The 23,112-nt window shown below is 63.5% G+C and carries 31 protein-coding genes, 2 tRNA genes and 2 pseudogenes; 28 read left to right on the forward strand and 7 right to left on the reverse strand.

The window, feature by feature from the left end; translation table 11 throughout:
- A complete protein-coding gene (locus AKL02_RS03025; RefSeq protein ID WP_083077668.1) occupies positions 1-1,068 on the forward strand; it encodes a phage portal protein in 1,068 nt (355 codons plus the stop codon).
- Positions 1,068-1,562 carry a hypothetical protein gene (locus AKL02_RS03030; RefSeq protein ID WP_083077665.1) on the forward strand — a complete coding sequence of 165 codons (495 nt, stop codon included), beginning with the start codon at positions 1,068-1,070 and terminating at the stop codon, positions 1,560-1,562. Before AKL02_RS03025 ends, AKL02_RS03030 begins: the two co-directional genes overlap by 1 nt.
- Before the next feature lie 690 nt (positions 1,563-2,252).
- Here AKL02_RS03030 and AKL02_RS03035 read toward each other — a convergent pair.
- Genes AKL02_RS03035 through AKL02_RS03045 form a run of 3 tightly spaced genes read right to left on the reverse strand, consistent with a single transcriptional unit; the run spans position 2,253 to position 3,099 of the window.
- Positions 2,253-2,519 carry a hypothetical protein gene (locus AKL02_RS03035; RefSeq protein WP_083077662.1) on the reverse strand — a complete coding sequence of 89 codons (267 nt, stop codon included), beginning with the start codon at positions 2,517-2,519 and terminating at the stop codon, positions 2,253-2,255.
- Positions 2,520-2,557: 38 nt separating this feature from the next.
- Positions 2,558-2,764 carry a hypothetical protein gene (locus tag AKL02_RS03040; RefSeq protein WP_083077660.1) on the reverse strand — a complete coding sequence of 69 codons (207 nt, stop codon included), beginning with the start codon at positions 2,762-2,764 and terminating at the stop codon, positions 2,558-2,560.
- 20 nt (positions 2,765-2,784) lie between these two features.
- Positions 2,785-3,099 carry an Arc family DNA-binding protein gene (locus tag AKL02_RS03045; RefSeq protein ID WP_198453240.1) on the reverse strand — a complete coding sequence of 105 codons (315 nt, stop codon included), beginning with the start codon at positions 3,097-3,099 and terminating at the stop codon, positions 2,785-2,787.
- A 109-nt stretch (positions 3,100-3,208) separates the two neighbouring features.
- Here AKL02_RS03045 and AKL02_RS03050 point away from each other — a divergent pair, with 109 nt between their 5' ends.
- The 4 genes from AKL02_RS03050 to AKL02_RS03065 are packed head-to-tail and all read left to right on the forward strand — an operon-like array spanning position 3,209 to position 4,903.
- Positions 3,209-3,379: an Arc family DNA-binding protein gene (locus AKL02_RS03050; protein ID WP_165756967.1), complete on the forward strand. Its 171-nt coding sequence runs from the start codon at positions 3,209-3,211 to the stop codon at positions 3,377-3,379.
- Entirely contained in the window at positions 3,376-3,660 is a 285-nt protein-coding gene (locus tag AKL02_RS03055) for a hypothetical protein (RefSeq protein ID WP_083077652.1), read from the forward strand. The genes AKL02_RS03050 and AKL02_RS03055 overlap by 4 nt, the downstream gene beginning before the upstream one ends.
- On the forward strand, positions 3,660-4,034 hold the full coding sequence (locus AKL02_RS03060; protein ID WP_165756966.1) for a helix-turn-helix domain-containing protein: 375 nt from the start codon (positions 3,660-3,662) through the stop codon (positions 4,032-4,034). Before AKL02_RS03055 ends, AKL02_RS03060 begins: the two co-directional genes overlap by 1 nt.
- A 2-nt stretch (positions 4,035-4,036) precedes the next feature.
- Positions 4,037-4,903: a tyrosine-type recombinase/integrase gene (locus AKL02_RS03065; protein WP_165756965.1), complete on the forward strand. Its 867-nt coding sequence runs from the start codon at positions 4,037-4,039 to the stop codon at positions 4,901-4,903.
- Between the two features lie 47 nt (positions 4,904-4,950).
- On the opposite strand, the gene AKL02_RS03070 is transcribed toward AKL02_RS03065, so the two are convergent.
- Positions 4,951-5,025 (reverse strand) — tRNA-Thr (locus tag AKL02_RS03070).
- Positions 5,026-5,143: 118 nt separating this feature from the next.
- Between AKL02_RS03070 and AKL02_RS03075 the strand changes: the two genes are divergently transcribed.
- The 6 genes from AKL02_RS03075 (at position 5,144) to AKL02_RS03100 (ending at position 9,499) form a co-directional block, all read left to right on the forward strand.
- Positions 5,144-5,314: a hypothetical protein gene (locus tag AKL02_RS03075; RefSeq protein ID WP_165756964.1), complete on the forward strand. Its 171-nt coding sequence runs from the start codon at positions 5,144-5,146 to the stop codon at positions 5,312-5,314.
- A gap of 1 nt (position 5,315) precedes the next feature.
- Positions 5,316-6,584, forward strand: coding sequence for a UDP-N-acetylglucosamine 1-carboxyvinyltransferase (gene murA / locus AKL02_RS03080; RefSeq protein WP_083077647.1), 1,269 nt, complete (start codon positions 5,316-5,318; stop codon positions 6,582-6,584).
- Between the two features lie 51 nt (positions 6,585-6,635).
- Positions 6,636-7,115, forward strand: coding sequence for a DUF2948 family protein (locus AKL02_RS03085; protein WP_083077644.1), 480 nt, complete (start codon positions 6,636-6,638; stop codon positions 7,113-7,115).
- 137 nt (positions 7,116-7,252) lie between these two features.
- Positions 7,253-8,566, forward strand: a complete 1,314-nt coding sequence (gene hisD, locus AKL02_RS03090; protein WP_083077641.1) for a histidinol dehydrogenase — start codon at positions 7,253-7,255, stop codon at positions 8,564-8,566.
- A complete protein-coding gene (locus AKL02_RS03095; RefSeq protein ID WP_078521735.1) occupies positions 8,566-9,042 on the forward strand; it encodes a UPF0262 family protein in 477 nt (158 codons plus the stop codon). Before hisD ends, AKL02_RS03095 begins: the two co-directional genes overlap by 1 nt.
- Positions 9,043-9,046: 4 nt before the next feature.
- Entirely contained in the window at positions 9,047-9,499 is a 453-nt protein-coding gene (locus AKL02_RS03100) for an arsenate-mycothiol transferase ArsC (RefSeq protein ID WP_078604260.1), read from the forward strand.
- Here the strand turns inward: AKL02_RS03100 and AKL02_RS03105 are convergent, their stop codons facing one another.
- Positions 9,500-9,874 (reverse strand): winged helix-turn-helix transcriptional regulator, encoded by a 375-nt coding sequence (locus AKL02_RS03105; protein WP_083077638.1) that lies wholly within the window; start codon positions 9,872-9,874, stop codon positions 9,500-9,502.
- Between the two features lie 112 nt (positions 9,875-9,986).
- Here AKL02_RS03105 and AKL02_RS03110 point away from each other — a divergent pair, with 112 nt between their 5' ends.
- The 12 genes and pseudogenes from AKL02_RS03110 (at position 9,987) to AKL02_RS03165 (ending at position 17,027) form a co-directional block, all read left to right on the forward strand.
- Positions 9,987-10,817, forward strand: a complete 831-nt coding sequence (locus tag AKL02_RS03110; RefSeq protein WP_083077635.1) for an NAD(P)H-binding protein — start codon at positions 9,987-9,989, stop codon at positions 10,815-10,817.
- A gap of 82 nt (positions 10,818-10,899) precedes the next feature.
- Positions 10,900-11,226 (forward strand): annotated as a pseudogene (locus AKL02_RS03115) (nuclear transport factor 2 family protein); the annotation flags it as partial.
- Between the two features lie 51 nt (positions 11,227-11,277).
- Positions 11,278-11,913 (forward strand): IS607 family transposase, encoded by a 636-nt coding sequence (locus AKL02_RS03120; protein WP_083077782.1) that lies wholly within the window; start codon positions 11,278-11,280, stop codon positions 11,911-11,913.
- Positions 11,903-13,174 (forward strand): RNA-guided endonuclease InsQ/TnpB family protein, encoded by a 1,272-nt coding sequence (locus AKL02_RS03125; protein WP_198453241.1) that lies wholly within the window; start codon positions 11,903-11,905, stop codon positions 13,172-13,174. Before AKL02_RS03120 ends, AKL02_RS03125 begins: the two co-directional genes overlap by 11 nt.
- A 5-nt stretch (positions 13,175-13,179) precedes the next feature.
- Positions 13,180-13,263, forward strand: a pseudogene (locus AKL02_RS03130) (isopropylmalate/homocitrate/citramalate synthase); the annotation flags it as partial.
- A complete protein-coding gene (locus tag AKL02_RS03135) occupies positions 13,263-13,844 on the forward strand; it encodes a GNAT family N-acetyltransferase (protein WP_108722367.1) in 582 nt (193 codons plus the stop codon). The pseudogene AKL02_RS03130 and the gene AKL02_RS03135, both read left to right, overlap by 1 nt.
- 8 nt (positions 13,845-13,852) lie before the next feature.
- Positions 13,853-14,746: a carbon-nitrogen hydrolase family protein gene (locus AKL02_RS03140; protein WP_083077780.1), complete on the forward strand. Its 894-nt coding sequence runs from the start codon at positions 13,853-13,855 to the stop codon at positions 14,744-14,746.
- A gap of 82 nt (positions 14,747-14,828) precedes the next feature.
- On the forward strand, positions 14,829-15,047 hold the full coding sequence (gene infA, locus AKL02_RS03145) for a translation initiation factor IF-1 (RefSeq protein WP_010397442.1): 219 nt from the start codon (positions 14,829-14,831) through the stop codon (positions 15,045-15,047).
- Complete coding sequence (locus tag AKL02_RS03150) at positions 15,044-15,613, forward strand: Maf family protein (protein WP_083077626.1); 570 nt, start codon at positions 15,044-15,046, stop codon at positions 15,611-15,613. Before infA ends, AKL02_RS03150 begins: the two co-directional genes overlap by 4 nt.
- A complete protein-coding gene (locus AKL02_RS03155) occupies positions 15,613-16,665 on the forward strand; it encodes a ribonuclease E/G (protein WP_083077623.1) in 1,053 nt (350 codons plus the stop codon). The genes AKL02_RS03150 and AKL02_RS03155 overlap by 1 nt, the downstream gene beginning before the upstream one ends.
- Positions 16,662-16,853 (forward strand): DNA gyrase inhibitor YacG, encoded by a 192-nt coding sequence (locus tag AKL02_RS03160; protein ID WP_078545394.1) that lies wholly within the window; start codon positions 16,662-16,664, stop codon positions 16,851-16,853. Before AKL02_RS03155 ends, AKL02_RS03160 begins: the two co-directional genes overlap by 4 nt.
- A 98-nt stretch (positions 16,854-16,951) precedes the next feature.
- A tRNA-Phe gene (locus tag AKL02_RS03165) sits at positions 16,952-17,027 on the forward strand.
- Between the two features lie 109 nt (positions 17,028-17,136).
- On the opposite strand, the gene AKL02_RS03170 is transcribed toward AKL02_RS03165, so the two are convergent.
- Both AKL02_RS03170 and AKL02_RS03175 read right to left on the reverse strand, forming a co-directional pair.
- Positions 17,137-17,841 (reverse strand): hypothetical protein, encoded by a 705-nt coding sequence (locus AKL02_RS03170; RefSeq protein WP_083077620.1) that lies wholly within the window; start codon positions 17,839-17,841, stop codon positions 17,137-17,139.
- Between the two features lie 227 nt (positions 17,842-18,068).
- Positions 18,069-18,722 (reverse strand): TetR/AcrR family transcriptional regulator, encoded by a 654-nt coding sequence (locus AKL02_RS03175; RefSeq protein ID WP_198453242.1) that lies wholly within the window; start codon positions 18,720-18,722, stop codon positions 18,069-18,071.
- A gap of 153 nt (positions 18,723-18,875) precedes the next feature.
- Here AKL02_RS03175 and AKL02_RS03180 point away from each other — a divergent pair, with 153 nt between their 5' ends.
- Genes AKL02_RS03180 through AKL02_RS03195 form a run of 4 tightly spaced genes read left to right on the forward strand, consistent with a single transcriptional unit; the run spans position 18,876 to position 23,042 of the window.
- Positions 18,876-19,736 carry an FAD binding domain-containing protein gene (locus AKL02_RS03180; protein ID WP_083077617.1) on the forward strand — a complete coding sequence of 287 codons (861 nt, stop codon included), beginning with the start codon at positions 18,876-18,878 and terminating at the stop codon, positions 19,734-19,736.
- Entirely contained in the window at positions 19,733-20,221 is a 489-nt protein-coding gene (locus AKL02_RS03185; RefSeq protein ID WP_108722362.1) for a (2Fe-2S)-binding protein, read from the forward strand. The genes AKL02_RS03180 and AKL02_RS03185 overlap by 4 nt, the downstream gene beginning before the upstream one ends.
- Positions 20,218-22,584 carry a xanthine dehydrogenase family protein molybdopterin-binding subunit gene (locus tag AKL02_RS03190; RefSeq protein ID WP_083077615.1) on the forward strand — a complete coding sequence of 789 codons (2,367 nt, stop codon included), beginning with the start codon at positions 20,218-20,220 and terminating at the stop codon, positions 22,582-22,584. Before AKL02_RS03185 ends, AKL02_RS03190 begins: the two co-directional genes overlap by 4 nt.
- On the forward strand, positions 22,581-23,042 hold the full coding sequence (locus AKL02_RS03195; RefSeq protein WP_083077612.1) for an SRPBCC family protein: 462 nt from the start codon (positions 22,581-22,583) through the stop codon (positions 23,040-23,042). Before AKL02_RS03190 ends, AKL02_RS03195 begins: the two co-directional genes overlap by 4 nt.
- Positions 23,043-23,112 lie beyond the last annotated feature (70 nt).

Consider the following 23,112-nt stretch of genomic DNA (forward strand, 5'->3'; position numbering starts at 1 on the left):
ATGGGCCTCTTGCAACGGATCTTCGGAAAGGCTGAGACGCGGGCGACCGGCACGGGCTACACGTCGCAGGTAATGACCTCGCGCGCGGCTTACATCACGGGCCGGGATGGCGCGGCGGAACTCACCGCGACGGTGCAGGGCTGTGTGTCTCTCTGGGAAAGCGGGCTGAGCCTCGCGGACGTGCAGGGAACGGACGTTCTGACCCGGCGCAATCTGGCGCTTGCGGCGCGGGCCTTGGCGCTACGCGGTGAAGCGGTGTTCTATATCGCGGAAGATCGGCTGATCCCGGCGACCGATTGGGATTTGACGACCCGCCTTGCGCAGCCGGTGGCCTATCGCCTGACCCTGCCAGATACCGGGGGCGGGCGGACCATGACCGCCCTTGCGGGCGAGGTTCTGCACTTCCGTATCGGCAGCGACGTGAACGCGCCTTACTCGGGGCAGGCACCCTTGCGCCGCTCGGGCCTCACGGCGGGACTGTTGCACCACGTTGAAACCGCGCTGGCCGAGGCGTTCCAGAATATGCCGCTCGGCTCGCAAATCGTGCCTATGCCGGAAATGCCCGATACGGACATGAACACGATGGCGGGCAGCTTCCGGGGCAACCGGGGCAATGTGCTGATCCGTGAAAGCGTCAATGTCTCGGCGGCGGGCGGGCCTGCGCCGGTGCAGGATTGGAAAGCCTCGGACGTGACCCCCGACCTTTCCAAAGCAATGACCCGCGAAACCCTCTCGGCGGCGCGGGACGCGGTGCAGATGGCCTTCGGCGTTCTGCCGGGGCTGGCCAGCTCTGCGACAACCGGGCCGATGGTGAGGGAGGCGCAGCGCCACCTCGCGCAATGGACCCTGCAACCGCTGGCAATGTCGATGGCCGAGGAAGCGACCGAGAAGCTCGGCGCGGTGGTGGACATAGACACGCTGCGACCGCTCCAAGCCTATGACGCAGGCGGGCGGGCGCGTGCGGCCGCAACCGTGGTGCAGGCGCTCGGCATGGCGAAGGAAGCGGGCGTTGACCCTGACCAAGCTTTGAAGCTGGTGAACTGGGGGAAAGACGACGGGGCCGCGTGATGCTGGTGTCTCTGGTCCAACAGCGCAAACTTGAACGGCAGGCGCGGGACGCTCGGCGCGGCAAGCTCGGGCGCGGGCGATATGACAACATCGTCAAAGAGCTTGTGGACGTGATCCGCCTTGCTTTCGAGGCGGGGGCGACCGGCTCGCTCTGGGGGCTGGAAGGGCCGTTGCGGGCGGGCCTGCGCTCCGATCTGTGTTTGCAGGGCTGGGGATGGGAAAGCGCTGATCTGATCGCGCGGGAGATACTGGCCGAGGCGTTCCGCGCTGCTGGCGCGAAGCGTCCAACTTGGAATGAGGGGCAACCGGAATGGACCGTGGAGGCAGGAACGATAATCGAGCGGGCTTCCTGCGCTCGCTGTCACAAGCCTCTGCCAGATGGCAGGCCGAAGTTTTGCAGCGACCTGTGCAAAGCGTCTCACCATCAAAGGCTGATAAACCTGAGACGGGCGAACGAGGACACGGCAATAAGGATGGCGACCCGCTCGATATGAGGGCGCTCTGCGTCGTGTGCGGCGTCGATATGGGCAAGCGCCGGTCGGATAAGAAGTTTTGTTCTCGGCGCTGCAAGAAGGCCGACGAAAACAGAGTGGAGCGCGAAGCGAGGCACGAGGCTTTAGCGGGCCGGTGCTGCGAACGGTGCGGCGAGCCTATCCCCGTGGAGACGCGCAAGGATGCGAAATATTGCGGCCCGAGGTGTCACCCAAAGCTCTACGCTGAGAGGCGGACCTGCGGCGCATGTGGCAAGGTGTTCCGTCCGAAGAACCGCGATCAGGTTCATTGCAGCATATCGTGCGCGATCAACAGCAAGCGCGCGGCTGAGCCTCGACCCTGCCAGATTTGCGGGACATTGATTCCGAACCCGATCCCTCAGCGCAAGTATTGCTCGGACGTGTGCAAAGCGCGCGCGTATCGGCTGCGGAAGCGTGGGGGCTGAGCCGCGCGCTGAGTAGCAACTTGATACTCACGCTCTCCGACAACTTGTCGATCAGCCGTTTGTGGCAACTTGGCACAAACCGGTTTCCGACAACTTGGCGGGAAGCCTCTCTTCCAACTTGGAAGGCTGACCCGCGCGCGTTGGACGCTCCGTGTGTCAAGTTGGCACACAGGAGTTGCACCCACGCGCGCGTGGGCGCAACGCAATCCCAACTTGGGAGAGCACCCCGCCCCTTATCCAAGTCGGTCTACGCGCCGCGCTCTGCCGACAGAAGCTCGACCAGCTTCCGGGTGTTCTCGGCGGTGTCGATCTGTGCGCTTGCGATCTGCGCGGCAAGGACAAGCCCGAGACCGGCTATCGCCACGCTGCCGCCATAGATTGAATAAATCACCTCACCGTCAGACGCGGCGAACGCGATGAATACGAGCGCCACCCCCATGAGAAGGCCGAACCACCCAACGAAAGCGATGAAATTGAGAATGGACCGGGCGAGCTTATAATCTTGCGTAATCATGTAATAGCTCCCGAAATGTCTGGGGCGGTCTTCCCGCCTTAATCGTTAAAGGCTTTGATCTTCTCAATGATTTCCCACTGCTCGTGAAGCAACGGTTGATTTTGATTGAACCACACTTCGGCGTCTATGTCGCCGTTTTTGTAGGAGCTAGCGAGGCGATCCATCTCGCCGTTGAGCCATTCAAGCCGCGCTAGATGTTTCTCGAACTCTGCTCGGCGTTCTTGCGGAATAGTGACTGGTTTCAAGTGGTCTCTCCAATTCCGAATTAAAAATTTCCGTCTTCATCGAAGACAATTTGGAAGTCGTTTCCTGCGGTAACCAAATCAGAGATGACCAACTGTAGGTACAGTCTCCTTTTGGGATCAGTCTCTTTCTCGTAGATATCGAGAAGCTTCCGAATATCGTCCACGTGCAAATGCAATACATCCGTTGGAGCCGGATATTCGTTCTCAAGTAGCTGGACAATTTCCGCGTTCATACTGCGACCGTGTTCGTCCGCTTTAGCCTTGATCCTGTCCTTCAGTCCGTCGGGCAGGCGGAGCATGAACTTGTCCTGTTTGTCGCTCGGATACTCAGCCACTGCACGCCTCATTTTGACTATGGTGTCGAGTTGCCAGCTTAAGCGCATTGACGCAATGATGTCGAGTCGCTACATATAGATGATATCGACTCGACACATCGGAGGTATCATGGCTCAGGAAAAAGACACGACTGTTAAATTTATGCTCCGCTTGCCGGATGGCTGGCGCTCGTCGCTGAAAGCTGCTGCTGCCCAGAACGGGCGCAGTCTCAACAGCGAGATTTTGCAGCGGCTCAAACCCTCGGTTGAACTGACTGAGGCTGCGGAGAGCGCGGCATGATCCCCCCGAACCAACGCGACAATTACGAGCGCACCGACGAACAGCTCACCGAACTGCGAGCGCTTCTCGTGGCCGTTGACAACCTCAATGACCTAGACGCGAAACACCCGGACAGGATTTGGACCATCGCATTGACCCGGATGGCTCTCGCGAAGCTCGATACGATCGACCATCACCATGCGATGGAGTGGGTCGGCATCGGCGGCTCTGCTGGCGATCAGCTCACCGAAGCTGAGATGATCGAGGCGCGAGGTGCTGAGCGCGCGGAGAAGGCGGCCTGATGCACGATCCTCATCCCGACAATCTTGAAATGATGACCTTGGCCGAAGCGGCGGCCAAGGTTCATTCCAGCGTTACGGTAAACACGCTGCGGAAGGCTCGCCGGGATGGGCGGTTGTGGGCGGTGAAGGTTGGCCGGAACTACCTGACGAACCGTCAGGCTATTGAGGAGTTTCTGCAATGCCCAGACAACGAAAGCCCGCGCGCCTCTATTTCCGAAAGGATGAAGGGCAATGGATCATCCGAGACGGAAGCCGGATGCAGCGGACAGGCTTTAGCTTTGGCCAGCGTGGAGAGGCTGAAAAGGCACTCGCTGAATACCTCACCGGAAGGCAGCCGGAAGCCCGGCGCGGTCCTGCCCATCCGGGCGAATTAACCGTGGGTGAGGTGCTGGCTCGATACGTTGACGACAAGGGGGCCAAAATTGGCGCGGCGGGAACGCTCGCCTATTCCGTCCAAGCTCTCGCGCCGTTTTGGGCGGATCTGACCTGTGACGCAGTGAAAGGCTCGACCTGCCGCCTTTACGAGCGCGAGCGCGCGAAGCCTCGCACCACCACGACAACCACGAAGACAGGGAAGACGATCACGCGGACGCTTTCCGCTAGTCCTTCAACCGTCCGGCGCGAACTGGGCGTTTTGCAAGCGGCACTCAATCACGCGCACTCCGAAGGCCTGTTGATCCATCCGATTGCAGTCACCTTGCCCGAAGCTGGCGAACCGCGTGATCGGTGGCTGACGCGCAAAGAGGTGGCGGCGCTGATCTGGTGCGCTGAGCCTCATGTGCGCCGCTTCATCATTCTGAGTATTTACACCGGGCGGCGCGCGAGCGCGATCCTAGAGCTTATCTGGACCCGCGTTGACCTCGATACCGGAGTGATCCGCTTTCGCGCTGAGGGGCAAGCCGAGACAAACAAGCGGCGCGGTCGCATCCGTGCGCCGCGTCAGTTGCGCGGCCATTTGCTGCGATGGAAAGGCTACCGTGGAACGCATGTCGTTTCATTCCGAGGGAAGCCGATCGCGAGCATCAAGACAGGTATCCGGCGCGCTGCTGAGCGGGCTGGGATTGAAGGCGTAACACCTCACGTTCTCAAGCATACCGCGATCACTTGGGCGGTGATGAAGGGGCTGAGCGTTGAAGATGCTGCCGAGTATTTCGACACGTCGCCTGAGACGATTCGAAAGCACTACTGGCACCATAGCCCGCACCACCAAGAGCGGGCGCTTGAAATCATCGAAAGGAGATAACTGTGCGGATAACTGTGCGGGCGATTGCCTCGAAATCCGGTAAGTTGTGGTGCTGCTGGAGAGACTTGAACTCTCGACCTCTCCCTTACCAAGGGAGTGCTCTACCGCTGAGCTACAGCAGCGCCGGTTTCGGTCCGTCGCTTCGACCGTGGCGGGGATTTAGACGCAATCGCGCGGGGGTGCAAGGGCAAATCTTGCTCTCTCTCGACAGGATTTCACAGGCGGGTTAAACGAGGCGCCATGACAGGCGGAAAGAAAGATGGATCGGGCACGTCCCGCGATGCGGAATTGAGCCGCGAAGAGCGTCGGGCGCAGGCGCTGCGCGCGAATCTGCAGCGGCGCAAGGCGCAGGCGCGCGCCCGCAAATCCGAATCCAAGCCGCCGAATAACAACGAATCCGAGGGCAGTTGACATGGACAGCATCGTCGTACGCGGCAACGGGCCACTTTCCGGCCAAATCCCGATCGCGGGGGCGAAAAACGCCTGTCTCGCGCTGATGCCGGCCACGCTGCTCAGCGACGAGCCGCTGACCCTGACCAATGCGCCGCGCCTGTCGGACATCCGCACGATGACCGAATTGCTGGCGAGCCTCGGCGCGGAAGTGACCGCACTGCAGGACGGCAAGGTTCTGGCGACCTCGTGTCATGGCGAGATCAACCCGGTCGCGGATTATGAAATCGTGCGCAAGATGCGCGCCTCGAATCTGGTGCTGGGGCCGCTCTTGGCGCGTCTGGGCCATGCGGTCGTGTCGCTGCCCGGCGGCTGTGCGATCGGCGCGCGCCCGATGGATATCCATGTCGACGCGCTCGCGGCGCTCGGAGCGGAGATCGAGCTGAAGGACGGCTATCTGCATGCCGAAGCGAAGGGCGGGCTGAAAGGCGCCACCCACGAGATGCGCTTTGCTTCCGTTGGCGCGACCGAGAACTTCCTGATGGCCGCCTCACTCGCCAAGGGCACCTCGGTGCTGAAGAACGCCGCCCGCGAGCCGGAAATCGTCGATCTGGCGAAATGCCTGCGCGCGATGGGCGCGCAGATCGAGGGCGACGGCACCTCCGAGATCGTGATCGAGGGCAAGGACCGCCTGCACGGCGCGACTCACCCGGTCGTGGCGGATCGGATCGAGCTCGGCACCTATATGCTCGCACCCGCGATCTGCGGCGGCGAGGTGGAGTGCCTGGGCGGTCGAATCGATCTGCTGGAGAGCTTCTGCGAGAAGCTCGACGCGGCGGGCATCTCGGTCGAGCAGACCCATACTGGCCTCAAGGTCGCGCGCAAGAATGGCCGCATCCGCGCGGTCGACGTGACGACCGAGCCGTTCCCCGGCTTCCCGACCGATCTGCAGGCGCAGATGATGGCGCTTCTTTGCACCGCCGAGGGCACCAGCGTTCTGGAAGAAAAGATTTTCGAGAATCGCTTCATGCACGCGCCCGAACTGGTGCGGATGGGGGCGAATATAGACGTCCATGGCGGTCATGCGACGGTCCACGGCGTCGAGAAGCTGAAAGGGGCGCCGGTGATGGCGACCGACCTGCGGGCCTCCGTGTCGCTGATCCTCGCAGGGCTGGCCGCGGAAGGCGAGACCGTCGTCAGCCGTGTCTATCACCTCGATCGCGGCTATGAGCGCGTCGAGGAGAAGCTGGCAGGCGTCGGCGCGCATATCGAGCGCGTGAAAGCGAATTGATCGGCTGGCAATCCCCGCCGTCTTCCCCATATCGAATGCAGAGGTGACCCAATGACCCGTGACGCGAAATTCGAAGATGGTGGCGAAGGCGCGATCGCGCTGCGCGCCGAGACCCGCGACGACCTCTCCGTGATCGCGGCGCTGGTGCAGGATGCCGTGCTGCCGATCACCGAGATCGCCTGGGAGGCGAAGTCCCGGCGTCTCGCGCTGCTGATCAACCGGTTCCGCTGGGAGGACAAGGCGCAGGCCGAGGCCGAGAAGCGCCCCTATGAGCGGGTGCGGTCCTTGCTGGTGATCTCGGATGTCACCCATGTTTCGAGCATGGGGATCGATCGTTCGGATCGCGACGTGGTGCTCTCGATCCTCGATATCACCTTTGAAGAGACCGAAGACGGCGCGGGTCGCGTGACCCTGACGCTGGCGGGCGATGGCGCGCTGGCGGCGGATGTCGAATGTCTCGATGTCGATCTGCGTGATGTCGAGCGGCCCTATCGTGCGCCTTCCGGCAAGGTGCCGCATCATCCCGAGTAAGCCGCGTTCTGCTGCGGGGGATGCCTCCGGCGGGGATATTTACGCCAAGTCGAAGTGGAATTGCCCTTGCGGGCAGTGTCGTGCTTGCGGGGCAGGGCGGGAGTCTCTAATCCGAAGAGCGCAATAGGAGACTGTCGATGCCGCACTTTCTGGACACGCGCGAAGAGGGCTTTGAGGCCCGGTTTGTCGAACTTCTGGGGATGAAGCGCGAGGACAGCCCCGATGTGGATGTTGTCGTGGCCGATATCATCGCGGATATCCGGAAACGGGGCGATGCGGCGCTGATCGAGCTGACCGCGAAATTCGACCGTCTGGAGCTGACGCCGGAGACGCTGGCTTTCTCCCCCGAGGAAATCGAGGCCGAGGTCGCCAAGGTGCCCGCCGAAGAGCGCGCGGCCCTGGAACTGGCGGCAGAGCGCATCCGCGCCTATCACGAACGCCAGATGCCGCATGACGCGCGTTGGATCGACGCGAGCGGGGCGGAGCTTGGCTGGCGCTGGGGGCCGGTCTCGGCGGCGGGGCTCTATGTGCCTGGCGGGCTGGCGAGCTATCCCTCTTCGGTGCTGATGAACGCGATCCCAGCGAAGGTCGCCGGTGTGGAGCGCCTGGTCGTGGCCTGCCCGACGCCGGGCGGGGCGGTGAATCCGCTGGTGCTGCTGGCGGCGCAACTGGCGGGCGTCGATACGGTCTACCGGATGGGCGGCGCGCAGGCGATTGCCGCGCTGGCCTACGGGACCGAGACGATCACGGCGGTCGACAAGATCACCGGGCCGGGCAACGCTTTCGTGGCGGCGGCCAAGCGGCGTGTCTTCGGGCGCGTCGGCATCGACATGATCGCGGGCCCGTCGGAAATCCTCGTGATCGCGGATGGCACGGGCGACCCGGACTGGATCGCGCTCGACCTGATGAGCCAGGCCGAGCATGACGAGAGCGCACAGGCGATCCTGATCACCACCGACGAGGCCTTCGGCAAGGCAGTCGTTGCGGCGGTCGAGAAACGGCTCGAGACGCTGGAGCGCCGTGCGATTGCGGGCGCGAGCTGGCGCGACTTCGGGGCGGTGATCGTCGCGCGCGATCTGATGGAGGCGGCCGAGCTGTCGAACCGGGTCGCCCCCGAGCATCTGGAGCTTTGCGTCGCCGATCCCGATTGGCTGTCCGAGGCGATCACCCATGCCGGCGCGATCTTCCTTGGCGCCTACACGCCCGAAGCGATCGGCGATTATATCGGTGGGCCGAACCACGTTCTGCCCACGGCGCGCTCGGCGCGGTTCTCCTCGGGCCTCTCGGTGATGGATTTCATCAAGCGCACGACGCTGGCGAAGATGACGCCCGGCGCGCTGAAGGCGATCGGCCCTTCGGCCGAGGTTCTGGCGAAATCGGAAAGCCTAGAGGCGCATGGGCTGTCGGTGCGTGCGCGGCTCGATGCGCTCAATGACGAAGGGGAGGGGTGATGGCCCGGATTTCGCATATCCAGCTGGACACGGGCGGGCTGCCCGCGCCCTCGCCCGAGATCGAGCAGGAGCGCAAGGTCGCGATCTACGATCTGCTCGAGGATAACAGCTTCAACATCCCGGGCCGCGACGGGCAACCTGCACCAGAAGGGCCGTTCGCGCTGACGCTTGGCGTGCGCGATCGGCGGCTGGTCTTCGACACCGAAACCGAGAGCGGCGCGAAAGTGGCGGAATTTCATCTGTCCTTCGGCCCGTTCCGGCAGGCGGTGAAGGATTATTTCCAGATCTGCGAGAGCTATTTCGAGGCGGTCAAGAAACTGCCGCCCAGCCAGATCGAAGCGATCGATATGGCCCGGCGCGGTATCCACAACGAAGGCGCGCGCATTCTGCAGGAACGCCTTGAAGGCAAGGCCGAGATCGACATCGACACGGCGCGGCGCCTCTTCACCCTCGTTGCCGTTCTCGCCCCGAGGTAAACGGATGGGCGAGATCCCCAACTCCGTTCTTTTTGCGTGCGATCATAATTCCACGCGCTCCCCGATGGCCGAGGGGATGATGAAGAAATTCTACGGCACCGAATGCTACGTGCAGTCGGTGGGCGTGAAGGCCGATCTGGAGATCGACGGCTTCACCATCGCGGTGATGGCCGAGATCGGCGTCAATCTGGAGCGTCACCGCGCGCGGTCTTTCACCGAGTTGCAGGAATGGGGCGACGATCTGTCGGCCTTCGACCTGGTGATCGCGCTCTCGCCTGCCTCGCAGCGTCAGGCGCTGGAGCTGACGCGGTTCTTCCATCTCGATGTGGAATATTGGCCGATCCTCGATCCGACCGGGATAGGCGAGACGCGCGAGGCCAAGCTCGCCGCCTATCGCGACACCCGCGACCAGATCCGTCGCCATCTCATTGAACGTTTCGGAGAGCCGACCGTCTGATCAGCTGCCAGACTGTGCAGGCTGCGTGCCAAGTCGGCTCAGGTTCGCTTCGATCCAATGCGCAAGCTCGAAATAGCGGATCGCGAGCGCCTCTCCCGCCTCGGTCAGGCAATAATCCACGCGCGGTGGCACCTCGCCATGATCGCGCCGCGAGATCAGTCCATCCGCTTTGAGCACCTGCAAGGTCTGGGCCAGCATCCGCTCGGAAATGCCGCCGATCCTGCGACGCAACTCGGAAAAGCGCAGCCGCCCGTCGCGCAGCGCGACCAGAACCAGCCCGCCCCAGCGCGAACTGACATGCGACAGGATCATGCGCGAGGGGCAATCGGCGTTGAACACATCGGCGACGGGCAGTGCGGGGTCGGTCTGTTGCATAATGCGGAGGCTCCTGTGCGGGGCTGCTGAACACTTACCAAAATGTAGGTACTTCCTTTTGCGCAGTAAAGAGCGCAGCTTTCACTTCAGCGAAAGACAAAAGGAGGTCGCCATGACCATCGCCGTTACCGGAGCCACCGGCCATCTTGGCCAACTCACCCTTGCCGCACTGGCCGCGCGCGGCGCGACCGATGTGATCGGACTGGCACGCAGCCCTGAAAAGCTGACGGGCGCCGCGCGGCGGTTCGACTATTCCGACCCCGACAGTTTCGACGCGCTGGCCGGCATCGACACGCTGATCCTGATCTCGTCGAGCGAGGTCGGCCAGCGCGCGCCGCAGCATCGCAACGTGATCGAGGCCGCCAAGGCGCATGGGGTCGGCCATATCCTTTACACGTCGCTGCTGCATGCCGACCGTTCGAAAATGCAACTCGCCGAAGAGCACGTGGCGACCGAGGCGGCGCTGGCCGCATCGGGGCTGAGCCATACGCTGCTGCGCAATGGCTGGTATGGCGAGAATTACGACAGCGCGATCGCCTCTGCCGCGCAGTCGGGCACGATCGCCGGGGCGTCGGGCGCAGGCCGGATCGCGGCAGCCGCGCGCGCGGATTACGCCGAGGCGCTGGCCGCCGTGGCGCTCGATCCCGGCTTGCAGGGCAAGACCTATGAGCTGGCGGGCGATGCGGGTTTCACCCTCGACGAGCTGGCCGCCGAGATCGCCGCGCAGGCCGGTCGCGCGGTCGAGGTCTCGCACCTCGCCGAGGCCGAGTATCGCGCGTTGCTCGAGACGATGGGGCTGCCCGGCCCCTTCGCCGCGATCATCGCGGATTCGGATGCGCAGGCCGCCAATGGCGCGCTGTTCGATGACAGCCACGACCTGTCGCGGCTGATCGGCCGCCCGACCACGCCGCTGGCCGGGATCGTGCGAGCCGCATTGGGGTGACCCGCGACGGCGCCTTTGACCGCGTTTGACGCGGCGCGTGGCGCGTGGCACTCAAGGCCAGACAGCTTTACGGAGAATGGCCATGCCGCGCGCCCGCACTCTCGACACGATCAGCCGCTATTACGATGCCTTCAATGCAGGCGATACGGCAGGGATGGAGGCCCAGCTGGGCGAGCCTTTCGCGCATCATGTGAACGAGGGAAAGATCCGCCACGGGATCGAGGCGTTCCGCGAATTCAACAAGCATATGAGCCGCTGCTATCGCGAGCAGCTGACCGATATGGTCATCATGGCCAATGACTCAGGCACGCGGGCGGCGGCGGAGTTCATCGTGAATGGCGTCTATCTGGAGACGGATGACGGGCTGCCCGAGGCGCATGGGCAAAGCTATGTTCTGCCGGTGGGGGCTTTAACAGCTTCCATTTGACTTATGCTTTTCGCATCATATATTATCTAAATGATGAAGAGGCTTGTAAGTATTGGCGAGGCCGCAAAGGCCCTGGGCGTGACTCCGCTCACCTTGCGCAGATGGGATGAGAGCGGCAAGCTCAAACCCGACCTCGTAACCGAGGGTGGGCGGCGCCGCTATGACCTCGCCAAACTTCAGCCGGAGCTCCATCGGCAGCAGGATAACGCTGCTCGGCGCACGGTTGCCTACGCACGCGTTTCCTCCCATGACCAGAAACCTGACCTGGAGCGCCAGGCGCAGCTTCTCGAGGCCTATTGCGCCGGGCAGGGCTGGACCTACGAGGTGCTCACCGATCTCGGCTCTGGCATGAACTATCGCAAGAAGGGCCTCAAGCGCCTACTCGAAGACATTGTCGAGGATCGCGTCGGCCGACTGGTCATCACTCACAAGGATCGTTTGCTGCGCTTCGGCGCCGAGCTCGTCTTCGCGATCTGCGAGGCGAAGAACGTCGAGATTGTGATCCTGAACCAGGGTGAAGATACCAGCTTCGAAGAGGACCTCGCCCGGGACGTGCTTGAGATCGTCACGGTCTTCAGTGCGCGGCTCTACGGTGCGCGCTCCCGCAAGAATGCGAAATTGATCGCCGACATCAAGGCCGCGGCTGAAGGAGGCGATGATGGCGCTTGATGGAGCAGCGATCTCTACCCGGATCATGACAGTTCACCGCATCGCCCTCGATGTAGACAAGGCGCAGGACGCACTGTTTGCGCAATGCGCCGGCATCGCCCGGTTCAGCTGGAACTGGGCTCTCGACCGATGGAAATCCCAATATACCGCGCATTGCGAAAACAATTCCCTGCCCAAGCCTTCCGAGGCTGCGCTACGACGCGAACTCAATGCCATCAAGCGGGCTGAATACCCCTGGATGCTGCATGCGCCCAAAGCGGTTCCACAGCAGGCGATCAAGAATCTTGGTGCCGCGTTCAAGGGTTTCTTCGAGGGGCGCTCCCGCTATCCCAACTTCAAAGCAAAAGATCTCTGTCGTGAGAGCTTTCGGCCGGACAATGGCCCCGGGACATTCCGTGTCGAAGGGCGACGCCTGAAACTGCCGCGCATTGGCTGGGTGTCTATGCGGGAGGCCCTGCGCTTTGGTTCCGACATGAATCCAACCTTGAAATCCGTCACCATCTCGCGGGAGGCGGGCCGGTGGTTCGCGGCGATTGCGGTTGAGATCGATCACAGCTTTACACCTCGCCCCGAAGGGGCGGTCATCGGCGTCGATCTCGGCGTTACGGATCTGGCCACCTTGAGCGACGGCCGCAAGTTCTCCGGTTCAAAATCCTTGGGTCGCAACCTGAAGCGGCTCGCACGACTGCAGAGATCTCATGCGCGAAAACAAAAGGGCGGGAAAAATCGGGCACGGTCTCGTGCCCGGATTGCAAAGCTCCATGCACGCATCCGCAACATCCGCCACGATGGGTTGCACAAGCTCACTAACAAGCTGTCGCGTGAAGCCAGCACAGTGGTCATCGAGGACCTCAATGTCCGCGGCATGATGGCGAACCGGCATCTTTCCCGCGCCATTTCCGATATGGGGTTTTTCGAGTTCCGTCGGCAGCTGAGCTACAAGCTCGCACGTCTGGGCGGCACTCTTGTTGCCGCCGACAGGTTCTTTGCATCCAGCAAGACCTGTTCGGCATGTCATACCAAAGCGGAGGTTCTTCCGCTCTCGGTCCGCTCATGGACCTGCGCCAATTGCGGCGCGCAGCACGATCGCGACATCAATGCGGCGATCAACCTCAAGAATCTGGCCGGTAGCGAGGACCTCAAGGTCCGTCCGGTGTCAGCTTGTGGAGTGGAAGGCTCTGGCGGCGGGACTGATCCTGTCGTGAAACCGGCCACGATGAAGCAGGAAAATGGACCTGATCAGAAAAGATCAGGTCCATGAAAGCGGCGTTCTTCACGCTCGACGAGGGCAAGATCACGCGCGTCGTCACCTATTACAACCTCGCCGACTGGATCGCGCAGGTCTCATGATGGAGGTGCGGCGGCTGACCGGAGAGGCGCTGGATGCGGCGCTCGACGACGTGGCGCGGCTGCGGATCGCGGTGTTTCGGGACTGGCCATATATCTACGACGGGTCGCTGGCGTATGAGCGGCGATATGTCCAGAGCTACCGGGAAAGCGAGGCCGCCGTGGTCGTCGGCGCGTTCGACGGGGCGACGCTGGTGGGTGCGGCCACAGGCACGCCGCTGGAAGATCACGCGGGCGATTTCGCGGCACCGTTCGCGGGCACGGGGCTGAAGCTTCAGGACGTGTTCTACTGTGCCGAGTCGGTTCTTCTGCCCGACTATCGCGGGCAGGGGCTCGGGCACGCCTTCTTCGATCACCGTGAGGCCCATGCGCGCGAGCTGGGGCGCCGCCATTCGGTCTTCTGCTCTGTGATCCGTCCTGACGATCATCCGCTCAAGCCCGCCGATTACCGCCCGTTCGACGGGTTCTGGCGCAAGCGCGGCTATGCGCCGATGGAGGGCGTCGTAGCGCGGTTCAAATGGACCGATCTCGGTGAAGATCAGCAGACCGAGAAGGCGCTGCAATTCTGGGGGCGCACGCTGTGAGCCGCGAGGTGACGATCGCGGCGGCGGCCTATCCGCTCGACTGGTTCGAGGATTGGGCGGGCTATGCGGCGAAGGTCACGGCTTGGGTGGCCGAGGCCGCAGGGCAGGGCGCGCAGCTTCTGGTCTTTCCCGAATATGGCGCAATGGAACTGGCGAGCCTCGGCGGCGCAGAGGTCGCGGGCGATCTGGAAGCCGCGCTGGTCCATGTGGCCGGGCTGCGGGCGGACATGGAAACGCTGTTCGCAGGCCTCGCGGCGGAGCATGGCTTGCATATTCTCGCCCCCTCCGGACCCGTCATCGACGGCACCAAGCGCGTGAACCGGGCGAGCCTGTTCGGCCCCGGCGGACTGATCGGGCATCAAGACAAGGCGATCATGACGCGCTTCGAGCGCGAGATCTGGCATGTCGACGCGGGCGAGGGGCTGGTGCTCTTCGAAACCGCGCTCGGCAAGATCGGCGTCACAATCTGCTACGACAGCGAATTCCCCCTGCTGGCGCGCGCGCTGGCGGAGGCCGGGGCGGAGATCATCCTCGCGCCCTCCTGCACCGACACGCTCGCGGGCTTTAATCGGGTGCGGATCGGTGCGATGGCGCGCGCGTTGGAAAACCAATGCGTGACCGTGCAGGCCCCCACCGTGGGCGAAGCGCTCTGGTGCCCGGCGGTGGATGAAAACTGCGGCACGGCTGCGATCTTCGCGCCGCCCGACGGGGTCTGGCCTGAAAGCGGGATCGTGGCCGAAGGGGCGCCCGACTCACCTGGCTGGACCTTCGCGACGGTGGACTTGGATCGCGTCGCGCAAAGCCGGACTGCAGGAACTGTTTTGCCCTACAAACATTGGTCCGAGCAGTCCGAAGCGGCCCAAATAATCCGGATCGCCTCGGAAAACCCCGCCCAGCCTTGACATTGCCCTTGAATTTCGCGGCTTACGGGCGCATTTAAACGCTCGCCCGCAGATGACGCGGGTAACCATTTATGGAGTGACCATGGCCAAGGAAGAAATGCTCGAATTTCCCGGTGTCGTGAAGGAACTCCTGCCTAACGCGACGTTTCGGGTCGAGCTGGAAAACGGCCATGAGATCATCGCGCATATGGCAGGCAAGATGCGTAAGAACCGCATCCGTGTTCTGGCAGGCGACAAGGTTCAGGTGGAAATGAACACCTACGACCTTACGAAGGGTCGTATCAACTACCGCTTCAAGTGAAGCTGATCCTCGGCTCGGCGAGCCCGCGACGGCGAGAGCTTCTGGCCCAGCTCGGGCTGGATCCTTTTGATGTGCGCCCCGCCGATATCGACGAGACGCCGCTGAAGGGCGAGGCCGCGCGCGACTATGTCGCCCGCATGGCCCGCGAGAAAGCGATGGCGCTCGATGTGGCCGATGACGAGGTGCTGCTGAGCGCCGATACCACGGTGACCTGCGGGCGCCGTATCTTGGGCAAACCCGAAGACGAGAAAGAAGCGGCGGAGTTTCTCTGGCTGCTCTCCGGGCGTCGGCACCATGTGTTCACCGCCGTGGCAATGCGCACGGCGCAGGGCCTGCGTGAGCGGCTTGTCGATACGGTGGTGAAGTTCAAACCGCTCAGCGACGAGGACGTGAACGGCTATCTCGCCTCGGGCGAATGGCGCGGCAAGGCGGGCGGCTACGCGATCCAGGGTCGCGGCGGCGCTTTCGTGCCGTGGATTCAAGGGTCGTTCACCGCTGTCGTGGGATTGCCATTAGCTGAAACCGCAACGCTGCTCGCAAGCGCGGGCATTCGAGGGGACGTATAATGCAGGGGCGTGTGGTTCTGCTGGACGAGATCGCCGGTCGTGAAGCGGCGGCGCTGATGGTCGACGGGCAAATTGAAGACCTGATTATCGACACCCCGGAGGAGATCAGCTTCGCCCCCGGCGCGATCCTGCGCGGCACCATCGGCCGCCAGATGAAAGGGCAGGGCGGCGTCTTCGTCGATCTGCCCGAAGGCACGCGTGGCTTTCTGAAAGAGGTGAAGGGGCTCGCCCCCGGCCAAACCGTGATCTGCATGGTCTCCGGCGGCACCGAGCCCGGCAAGGCGCTGCCTGTGACGCTGCGGGTGCTGTTCAAGTCGCGCTACGCCATCGTCACTCCCGGCGCGCCCGGCATCAACGTCTCCCGGCGGATCCATGAAGACGATCTGCGCGCCGACCTGCAGGCAGCAGCCGAGGCGGTGATGGAAGGCTCGGATATGGGCGTGATCCTGCGCTCCGCCGCGGCCCATGTGTCGCTCGAAGAGGTGGCAGAGGATGTCGCCGCGATGCGCGAGCTGGCCGAGGCCGTGACTAACGATACTGAAGGCGGGCCGGAACTGCTCGTCGATGCGCCCGACCCGCATGAAGAAGCCTGGCGTGACTGGGCCGAACCCGTGCCCGACGAGGTGATCGAAGGCGGGTTCGACGACCACGGCGTCACCGACGCGATCGAAGCGCTCCTGCACCCGCGGGTCGACCTGCCGGGCGGGGCGCATCTGATGATCGAGCCGACCCGTGCCCTGATCGCGGTCGACGTCAATACCGGCAATGACACGTCGCCCGCCGCGGCGCTGAAGGCGAATATCGCCGCGGCCCGCGAATTGCCCCGTCAGCTGCGCCTGCGCGGCCTTGGAGGGCAGGTCGTGATCGACTTCGCCCCGATGCCCAAGCGCGACCGTCAGGCGCTGGAACAGCAGCTGCGCCGCTCCGTCAAAGGCGAGCCCGAGACGTCGCTGGCCGGCTGGACGCCGCTGGGCAATTTCGAGATGCAACGCAAGCGCGACCGCGTCCCGCTCGTGCGCCTTCTGCGGGGCCAAAACAGGGAGGCGAAATGAGCTGTCCGATCTGCGGTAAGGATGCCGACCCGAAATATCGCCCCTTCTGTTCGAAGCGTTGCGCCGATGTCGATCTGGCGCGCTGGCTGAACGGTTCCTACGTCATTCCCGGCGATATCGCCGAGGAAGAAGAGCGCGCGCCGACCGGTCCCGCAGGCGATGATACGCCCCCCGGCAAGCCGCACTGAGACGTTTCGCAAGTTCGCGTAATTTTCTGCGAAATCCCTCTGGACACCCCCCGCGCCCTCGTCTAGTAACCGCTCCACCAAGACCGAAAGGTCGCAGTGCCCGGATAGCTCAGTTGGTAGAGCAGCGGATTGAAAATTCGCGTGTCGGTGGTTCGAGTCCGCCTCCGGGCACCACTAAAATCCTCAAAATAGAATTACGTGTTGGTCTGGCTTCGCTCTATTCATAGCGTGGCTTCACACGGTTCTGCGCCGGTGAACTTTCCCCGCCGCAGACGGGAATAACTTAACGCGGAAACTGCGGCTTGGGCGTGCGCGCGACCTCGTCAGCAGTCGCGGTGTGATTCAGCACATAATGCGTCGCGACGACGTCGCCGATCAGCCCGGCAGCGGCTTCCGAAGCCGGATCGAAACCGCGCTCCACTGCCTGACCCAGCAGCGTCGCGTCATAGCCGGTGGCGATGAGTAGCCACGGCAGTGGTGTGTCGGCGCCGCGCAGTGCCTGCTCGCGTGTCATCGGCGGTGGTGCAGTCGGACGGAGCAGCTGAACGCTGGCGACACCCGGACGATAGGCGATCTCCTGAAGCACCTCCTGAGCGATCCAGGAAGCCGCAGCGTCTTCATGTCCGGTGCCGGGTTGAAAGCGGAAAGCGGTGGCGAAACCACCCAGACCGTAGCCCTCGCTCGCCGGAATCGTGCAGAAACCGCGCGTCATGCCGCGAAATCTCGGCATGATCGCACCGGTCCAAGATGTGGGGTCGTTCAGGCGGTCGAGGTAGCCCTGCGACGTCGCCACGTCGGTCCCGCTGACTTCATAGGTGACCATGTAGCGTGGCCCGCTCTCGGTCGCGATCCAGCGCGTCGCCCGCAGGAACCCGGGAACCGAGAGGCGCTCATGCAGGTGCTCATGGCTGTGCCAGTGGTCGTGGTCGGCGGTGTCACCGTCGATGTCATAGAACAGCACCATCGCCGCATCGCTGCAAAGCGCCATGGTCCGCCTCCCCGCTTATGTGGTTTCGCGTGACGCTATCGGCGGGTGCTGGGGAAGGCAAGTTGTGGCGCGCTCTCTTTGTCGTGGCTGCGCCGCTCCGACAAGGCGCGCAATTCCAACGCGCTCAGGCCGCATTCGTCGCTCGGATGCAAACGCCACCGCAAGTTCATGGGCATCAAAGCCAAACCCGCAGACTCTCGGTTTGAACGACGCAGCGCCGGGGCAGGTTAGTGCGGTGAAGTGTCGTGAAGCGCGCCCTCGAAGAAATTCGTCACGGTGGCGCGCACAGTTGCTTCGACGTCGATTTCCAAGGGCATGTTGTAGACGAATTTTCGAATGGCGATGTAGAACACCGCTCCGTGTAGCCCCCAGAGGAGTTCGACCTCGTCGGTGTTCGGCGCAGCGCGGTCTTCGGCGTTTTGCCGGGAAGCGCGCAATTCCATCGCAGCCGGTTCGATGATCTTCGTTCGAATGATATCGAGGTAGCGTTCGGTCAGCCCGTAGGACTTCAGCCCGGACGACACGAAAATGCGAACCCAGTCATAGTCGAACACCCGTTCAGAGTATTCGATGTAGAATTGCGTAAGGCGATCCTGAAGAGAACGGCCGCCTTCGAGCACCAGCTGCTCCCAGTCCGGGTTCCAGCGTTCGAGAAAAACATGCTCGTAGACGCGCTCGATCAGTGCGTCCTTGCTTTCGAAATGCCGGTAGATGACCGCGTGGGACACGCCCATACGCTTGGCCAGCTCGCGTGTCTGGCCCTCAAATCCCGATTCGGCGAAGAACCGAACCGCCTCGGTGACGATCAGTTTTTCGCGTTCCTCCCCGCGCATGTTCTTGCGGCGCGGCCGTTGATTTTCGGTCTTTTTCTCCGAGGTCATGCCTGTCTCTCTTCTCTTATCCCGAGCCTAATGCAAACCATTGTTGTAACCAACTGGTCATTTTTTCTTGACCGGTCCTGATTGTCCTGCATTATAGAAGTTACCAATTGGTCACTTTGTAGCTGGGGAGAGCTGCGGGCCAGAGGAGGATAAGTGAAACTACCATCGTTCGAATTTCTGCGTGCGCGCAGTCTTGCTGAGGCATGGGCGCTGCATTCCGACGCGGGAGGCGACGCGGTCTACCTGTCGGGCGGGCACAGTGTCGTGCCCTCGATGGCGCTGCGTCTGCAGGCGCCGTCGCGGCTGATCGACATCTCGCAAATTGCCGAACTGCACGGTGTCGAGCTACAGGGCGAAACGCTGCGCATCGGTGCGATGACCCGTCATGCGGAGGTGCTGGCCAATCCGTTGATCGCGCGCCATGCGCCGCTGCTTTCCCGCGCTGCACCCCATGTCGCGCACCCGGCAATTCGCAATCGTGGCACGATCGGTGGCAATCTGGCGCTTGCCGATCCGGCATCGGAATTCCCGGCTGCTGTGCTGGCCATGCGGGCGGAACTTGAGGTCATGGGCCCCGAAGGCCGGCGCATGATCGCCGCCGACGATTTTTTCCTCGACCTTTACGAAACAGCCCTCATCCCCGGCGAAGTGCTGACCGCCATTCACGTGCCGCTCCCTCCCGAAGGACGGGTGTTCGGCTTCGACGAGATCGCGCGTCGCCGGGGCGATTACGCCATGGTGGGCGTGGCCGCACAGGCCGATATGTCCGATGGCGTGGTTTCCGATGCGTCGGTGACGCTGTTTTCAGTGGGTGTCACCCCGATGCGCGCCGCCGCGGCGCAAGACGCGCTGGAAGGCGCCCCGCTCTCAACGGACTCCATTGCCCGCGCTCAGGCCGCCCTGGCCACCGATCTCGACCCACCCGACGACCCCGGTTTCCCGGCAGAGCGTCGTCTGCAACTCGCGCGCGTCCTCCTGGGACGGGTGCTGACCCGGATGGAGGCTGTTCAATGAAGGTTATGTTGAGCACGACCGTGAATGGTGAACAGGTTCAGGAAGCCGTTCTCCCCCGCACCAGTCTCGCCGATTTCCTGCGCGAGGATCTCGGCCTGACAGGCACGCATCTGGGCTGCGAAATGGGTGCCTGCGGGGCCTGTCTGGTGCTCATGGACGGCGTGCCGGTGCATGCCTGCCTCGTGCTGGCGGTGCAGGCGGAGGGTAGCACGGTCGAGACGATCGAGGGGCTCAACGAGACCGGTGCCGCGGCCGATCTTCAGGCGCGTTTTCATGATCGCAACGCGCTGCAATGCGGTTTTTGCACGAATGGAATGCTGATGAGCGCGCAGGCGTTGCTGGAGGCGAACCCGGCACCGACGCGAGACGAAATCCGCGACGCGCTGTCGGGCAATTACTGCCGCTGCACAGGCTACGAGGCCATCGTGGACGCCATCGACACCACAGCCCGCGACCGCGCGGCCCGGACGGAGGCGGCGAAATGACCATGTATATCGGCCAGTCGCAGCGCCGCGAGAATGCGCGGCGCCACCTCTCGGGTCGGGGGCATTTTGTCAGCGACCTCACCCTGCCGCGCATGCTGCACGCAGTCTTCGTCCGTAGCCCGATGGCTAAGGGGCGGCTCGTCGAGATCGACACGTGCGAAGCCGAACAATCCCCCGGCGTGGTGCGGATCCTGACCGCCGCCGAGCTGAACGCGCGCTGCAAGCCGTGGGTCGGCACGCTCGCGCATTTCGCAGGTATGCAGAGCCCGCCGATGAACATCCTTGCCGAGGAGGAAGTGCTCTGGACCGGGCAACCGGTGGCGATGATCATCGCCAAGAGCCGGGCCGAGGCCGAGGATGCCGCCGACTTGGTGATGGTGGATATCGAGGATTCCGAGCCGGTGACCGATGGCGCTGCGGCCCTGCAGGACGGCGCGCCCCTGGCGAACAGTGCCGCGCGGGACAATCTTTGTTACGAGGCGCTGTTGGAAACGCCTGCGGTGAACGAGGCCTTCGCCGGTGCCGCGCATGTGGTCGAGGGCAGCTTCACTTTTGGCCGCCACACCGCCGTCACGCTCGAGCCGCGCGCGGTGATCGCCGATTTCGACCCGTCGAGTGGTGCGCTCACCGTGCATCACGGGACGCAGACCCCCTACCAGTTTCAGGACGTCTATGCGCGCCATTTCGGTCTGCCGGAGGGCAAGGTCCGCGTCATCGCGCCCGATGTAGGCGGCTCGTTCGGCATGAAGCTGCATGTCTATAACGAAGAGATGGGCGCCGTCGCGGCGAGCATGATCCTCAAGCGCCCGGTGCGCTACGTGGCCGACCGGCTGGAAAGCTTTCTGTCCGACATCCACGCTCGCGATCATATCGTGAAAGGCCGCATGGCGCTGGACGCGGAGGGCAAGATTCTCGCGATGGACGTCGATGATCTGGCGCCGGTCGGCGCGGTCTCGGCCTATCCGCGCACCAGCGCTGCCGAGGGCAATCAGGTGATCCGCCTTATGGGTGCTCCCTACAACATGCCCGATTATCGCGGCCGGCTGCAGGTCGCCTTCCAGAACAAGGTGCAGACCAGCCAGTATCGCGCGGTGGGGCATCCCATCGCCTGTGCGGTGACCGAGGCGCTGGTTGAACGGGCGGCGGAGGTCACGGGCCTCGATCCGTTCGAGATCCGTGCCCGCAACCTGATTGCCGACGATGCCTATCCGCATGTGTCGGCCACCGGCTATCAGTTCGAGAAGCTCTCGCATCAGGCCAGTCTGGCCAAGCTGCGCGAGATGATGGACCCGGACGCGCTACGCGCCGATCAGGCTCGACTGCGCGAACAGGGCATCTATCGCGGGTTCGGCATCGCCTCCTTTGTCGAGATCACCAATCCCGGCGCGGCTTTCTACGGCGTCGGCGGAGCGCGGATCTCGGCGCAGGACGGCGCAGTGGTGCGGATGACGCCCTCTGGCGACATCCATTGCGCCATCTCGGTCACCGAGCAGGGGCAGGGCACCGAGACGATCATCGCGCAGGTGGTCGCCGATCAACTGGGTGTTTCGCCCGAACGGGTGAGCGTCACCACGGGCGACACCGCGACCACGCCCAGCGGCGGTGCCACCTGGGCCTGCCGGGGCGCGGGCATCGGCGGCGAGACGGCGCTGCGCGCCGGACGCAAGCTGCGCGAGCGGATTCTGACTCTGGCGGGCGCTTTGCTGCAGGCCGATCCGGCAACGCTGCGGCTCGAAGATGGCGCGGTTGTCGATGTCGCCACGGGCGAGGCGCGCATCACGCTCGAAGAGATTGGCCGCGTCGCCACCTACCGGCCCGACACGCTGCCCGACGGGGTCGATCATTCGCTGACCGTCGCGCATCATTTTGCGCCCTCCGGTTACCCGTTCGACTTCACCAACGGCATTCAGGGCAGTCTGGTCGAGGTCGATGTGGAAACCGGCATCGTGCGGATCCTGAAGCATTGGGTCGTCGAGGATTGCGGTCGCATCATCAATCCGCTTCTGGTCGACGAACAGATCCGCGGCGGCGTGGTGCAGGGGCTTGGCCCCGCCTTCTTCGAGGAATGCCAATATGACGCGGACGGCCAGCTCACCAACGGGTCGCTCGCCGATTATCTCGTGCCCATGGCTTGCGAGATGCCCGATATCGAAATCGCCCATATCGAAACGCCCACCGAGGACACGATCCTTGGCGCCAAGGGCGTGGGCGAAGCGGGAACCGCCGCTGCCGGCGCCGCCGCGATGAACGCGGTGAATGACGCGCTGCGCCCCTTTGGCGCACGGCTCACCCAGACACCCATGACGCCGCTGCGCATCCTCGATGCGCTCGACGCGGCCCGAAAGCAAAGGACCGATCCATGAAGCTTGAAGGAGAGCAGCTCCTGAGCGCCGACCCCCAGACCGTCTGGGCGGCACTCTTCGACCGTGACGTGCTGGCCGAAGCTATTCCCGGCTGCGAAAGCCTCGAACAGCTGAGCGAAACCGAATTCACCGCCGTGGTGAAGCTCAAGATCGGCCCGGTTTCGGCCCGCTTCAAGGGCGCGGTTACGCTGAGCGATATCGTGCCCGGCCAGTCCTGCACGTTGTCCGGCAAAGGCTCGGGTGGGGTCGCGGGGTTCGCCAAGGGGGCGGCACAGGTGACGCTGGTGCCCGAGGCGGACGGCACGCGGCTTTGCTATGATGCCGATATCGCGGTGGGCGGAAAGCTCGCCTCTCTCGGCAACCGGCTGATCGGCGCCACGGCGCAGAAGCTGACGGACGCCTTTTTCACCAATTTTTCCGATGCGTTGGCCCAACCGGAGGAGGCTGGGCCGACCTGATCCGCTGGCGCGCAGCGAGGTCAGGCCAGACACGAAAAAAAGCGCGTATAACAAGAACCATCCTTGGGAG

It is taken from the genome of Thioclava electrotropha, from assembly GCF_002085925.2.
GTDB lineage: Bacteria > Pseudomonadota > Alphaproteobacteria > Rhodobacterales > Rhodobacteraceae > Thioclava > Thioclava electrotropha.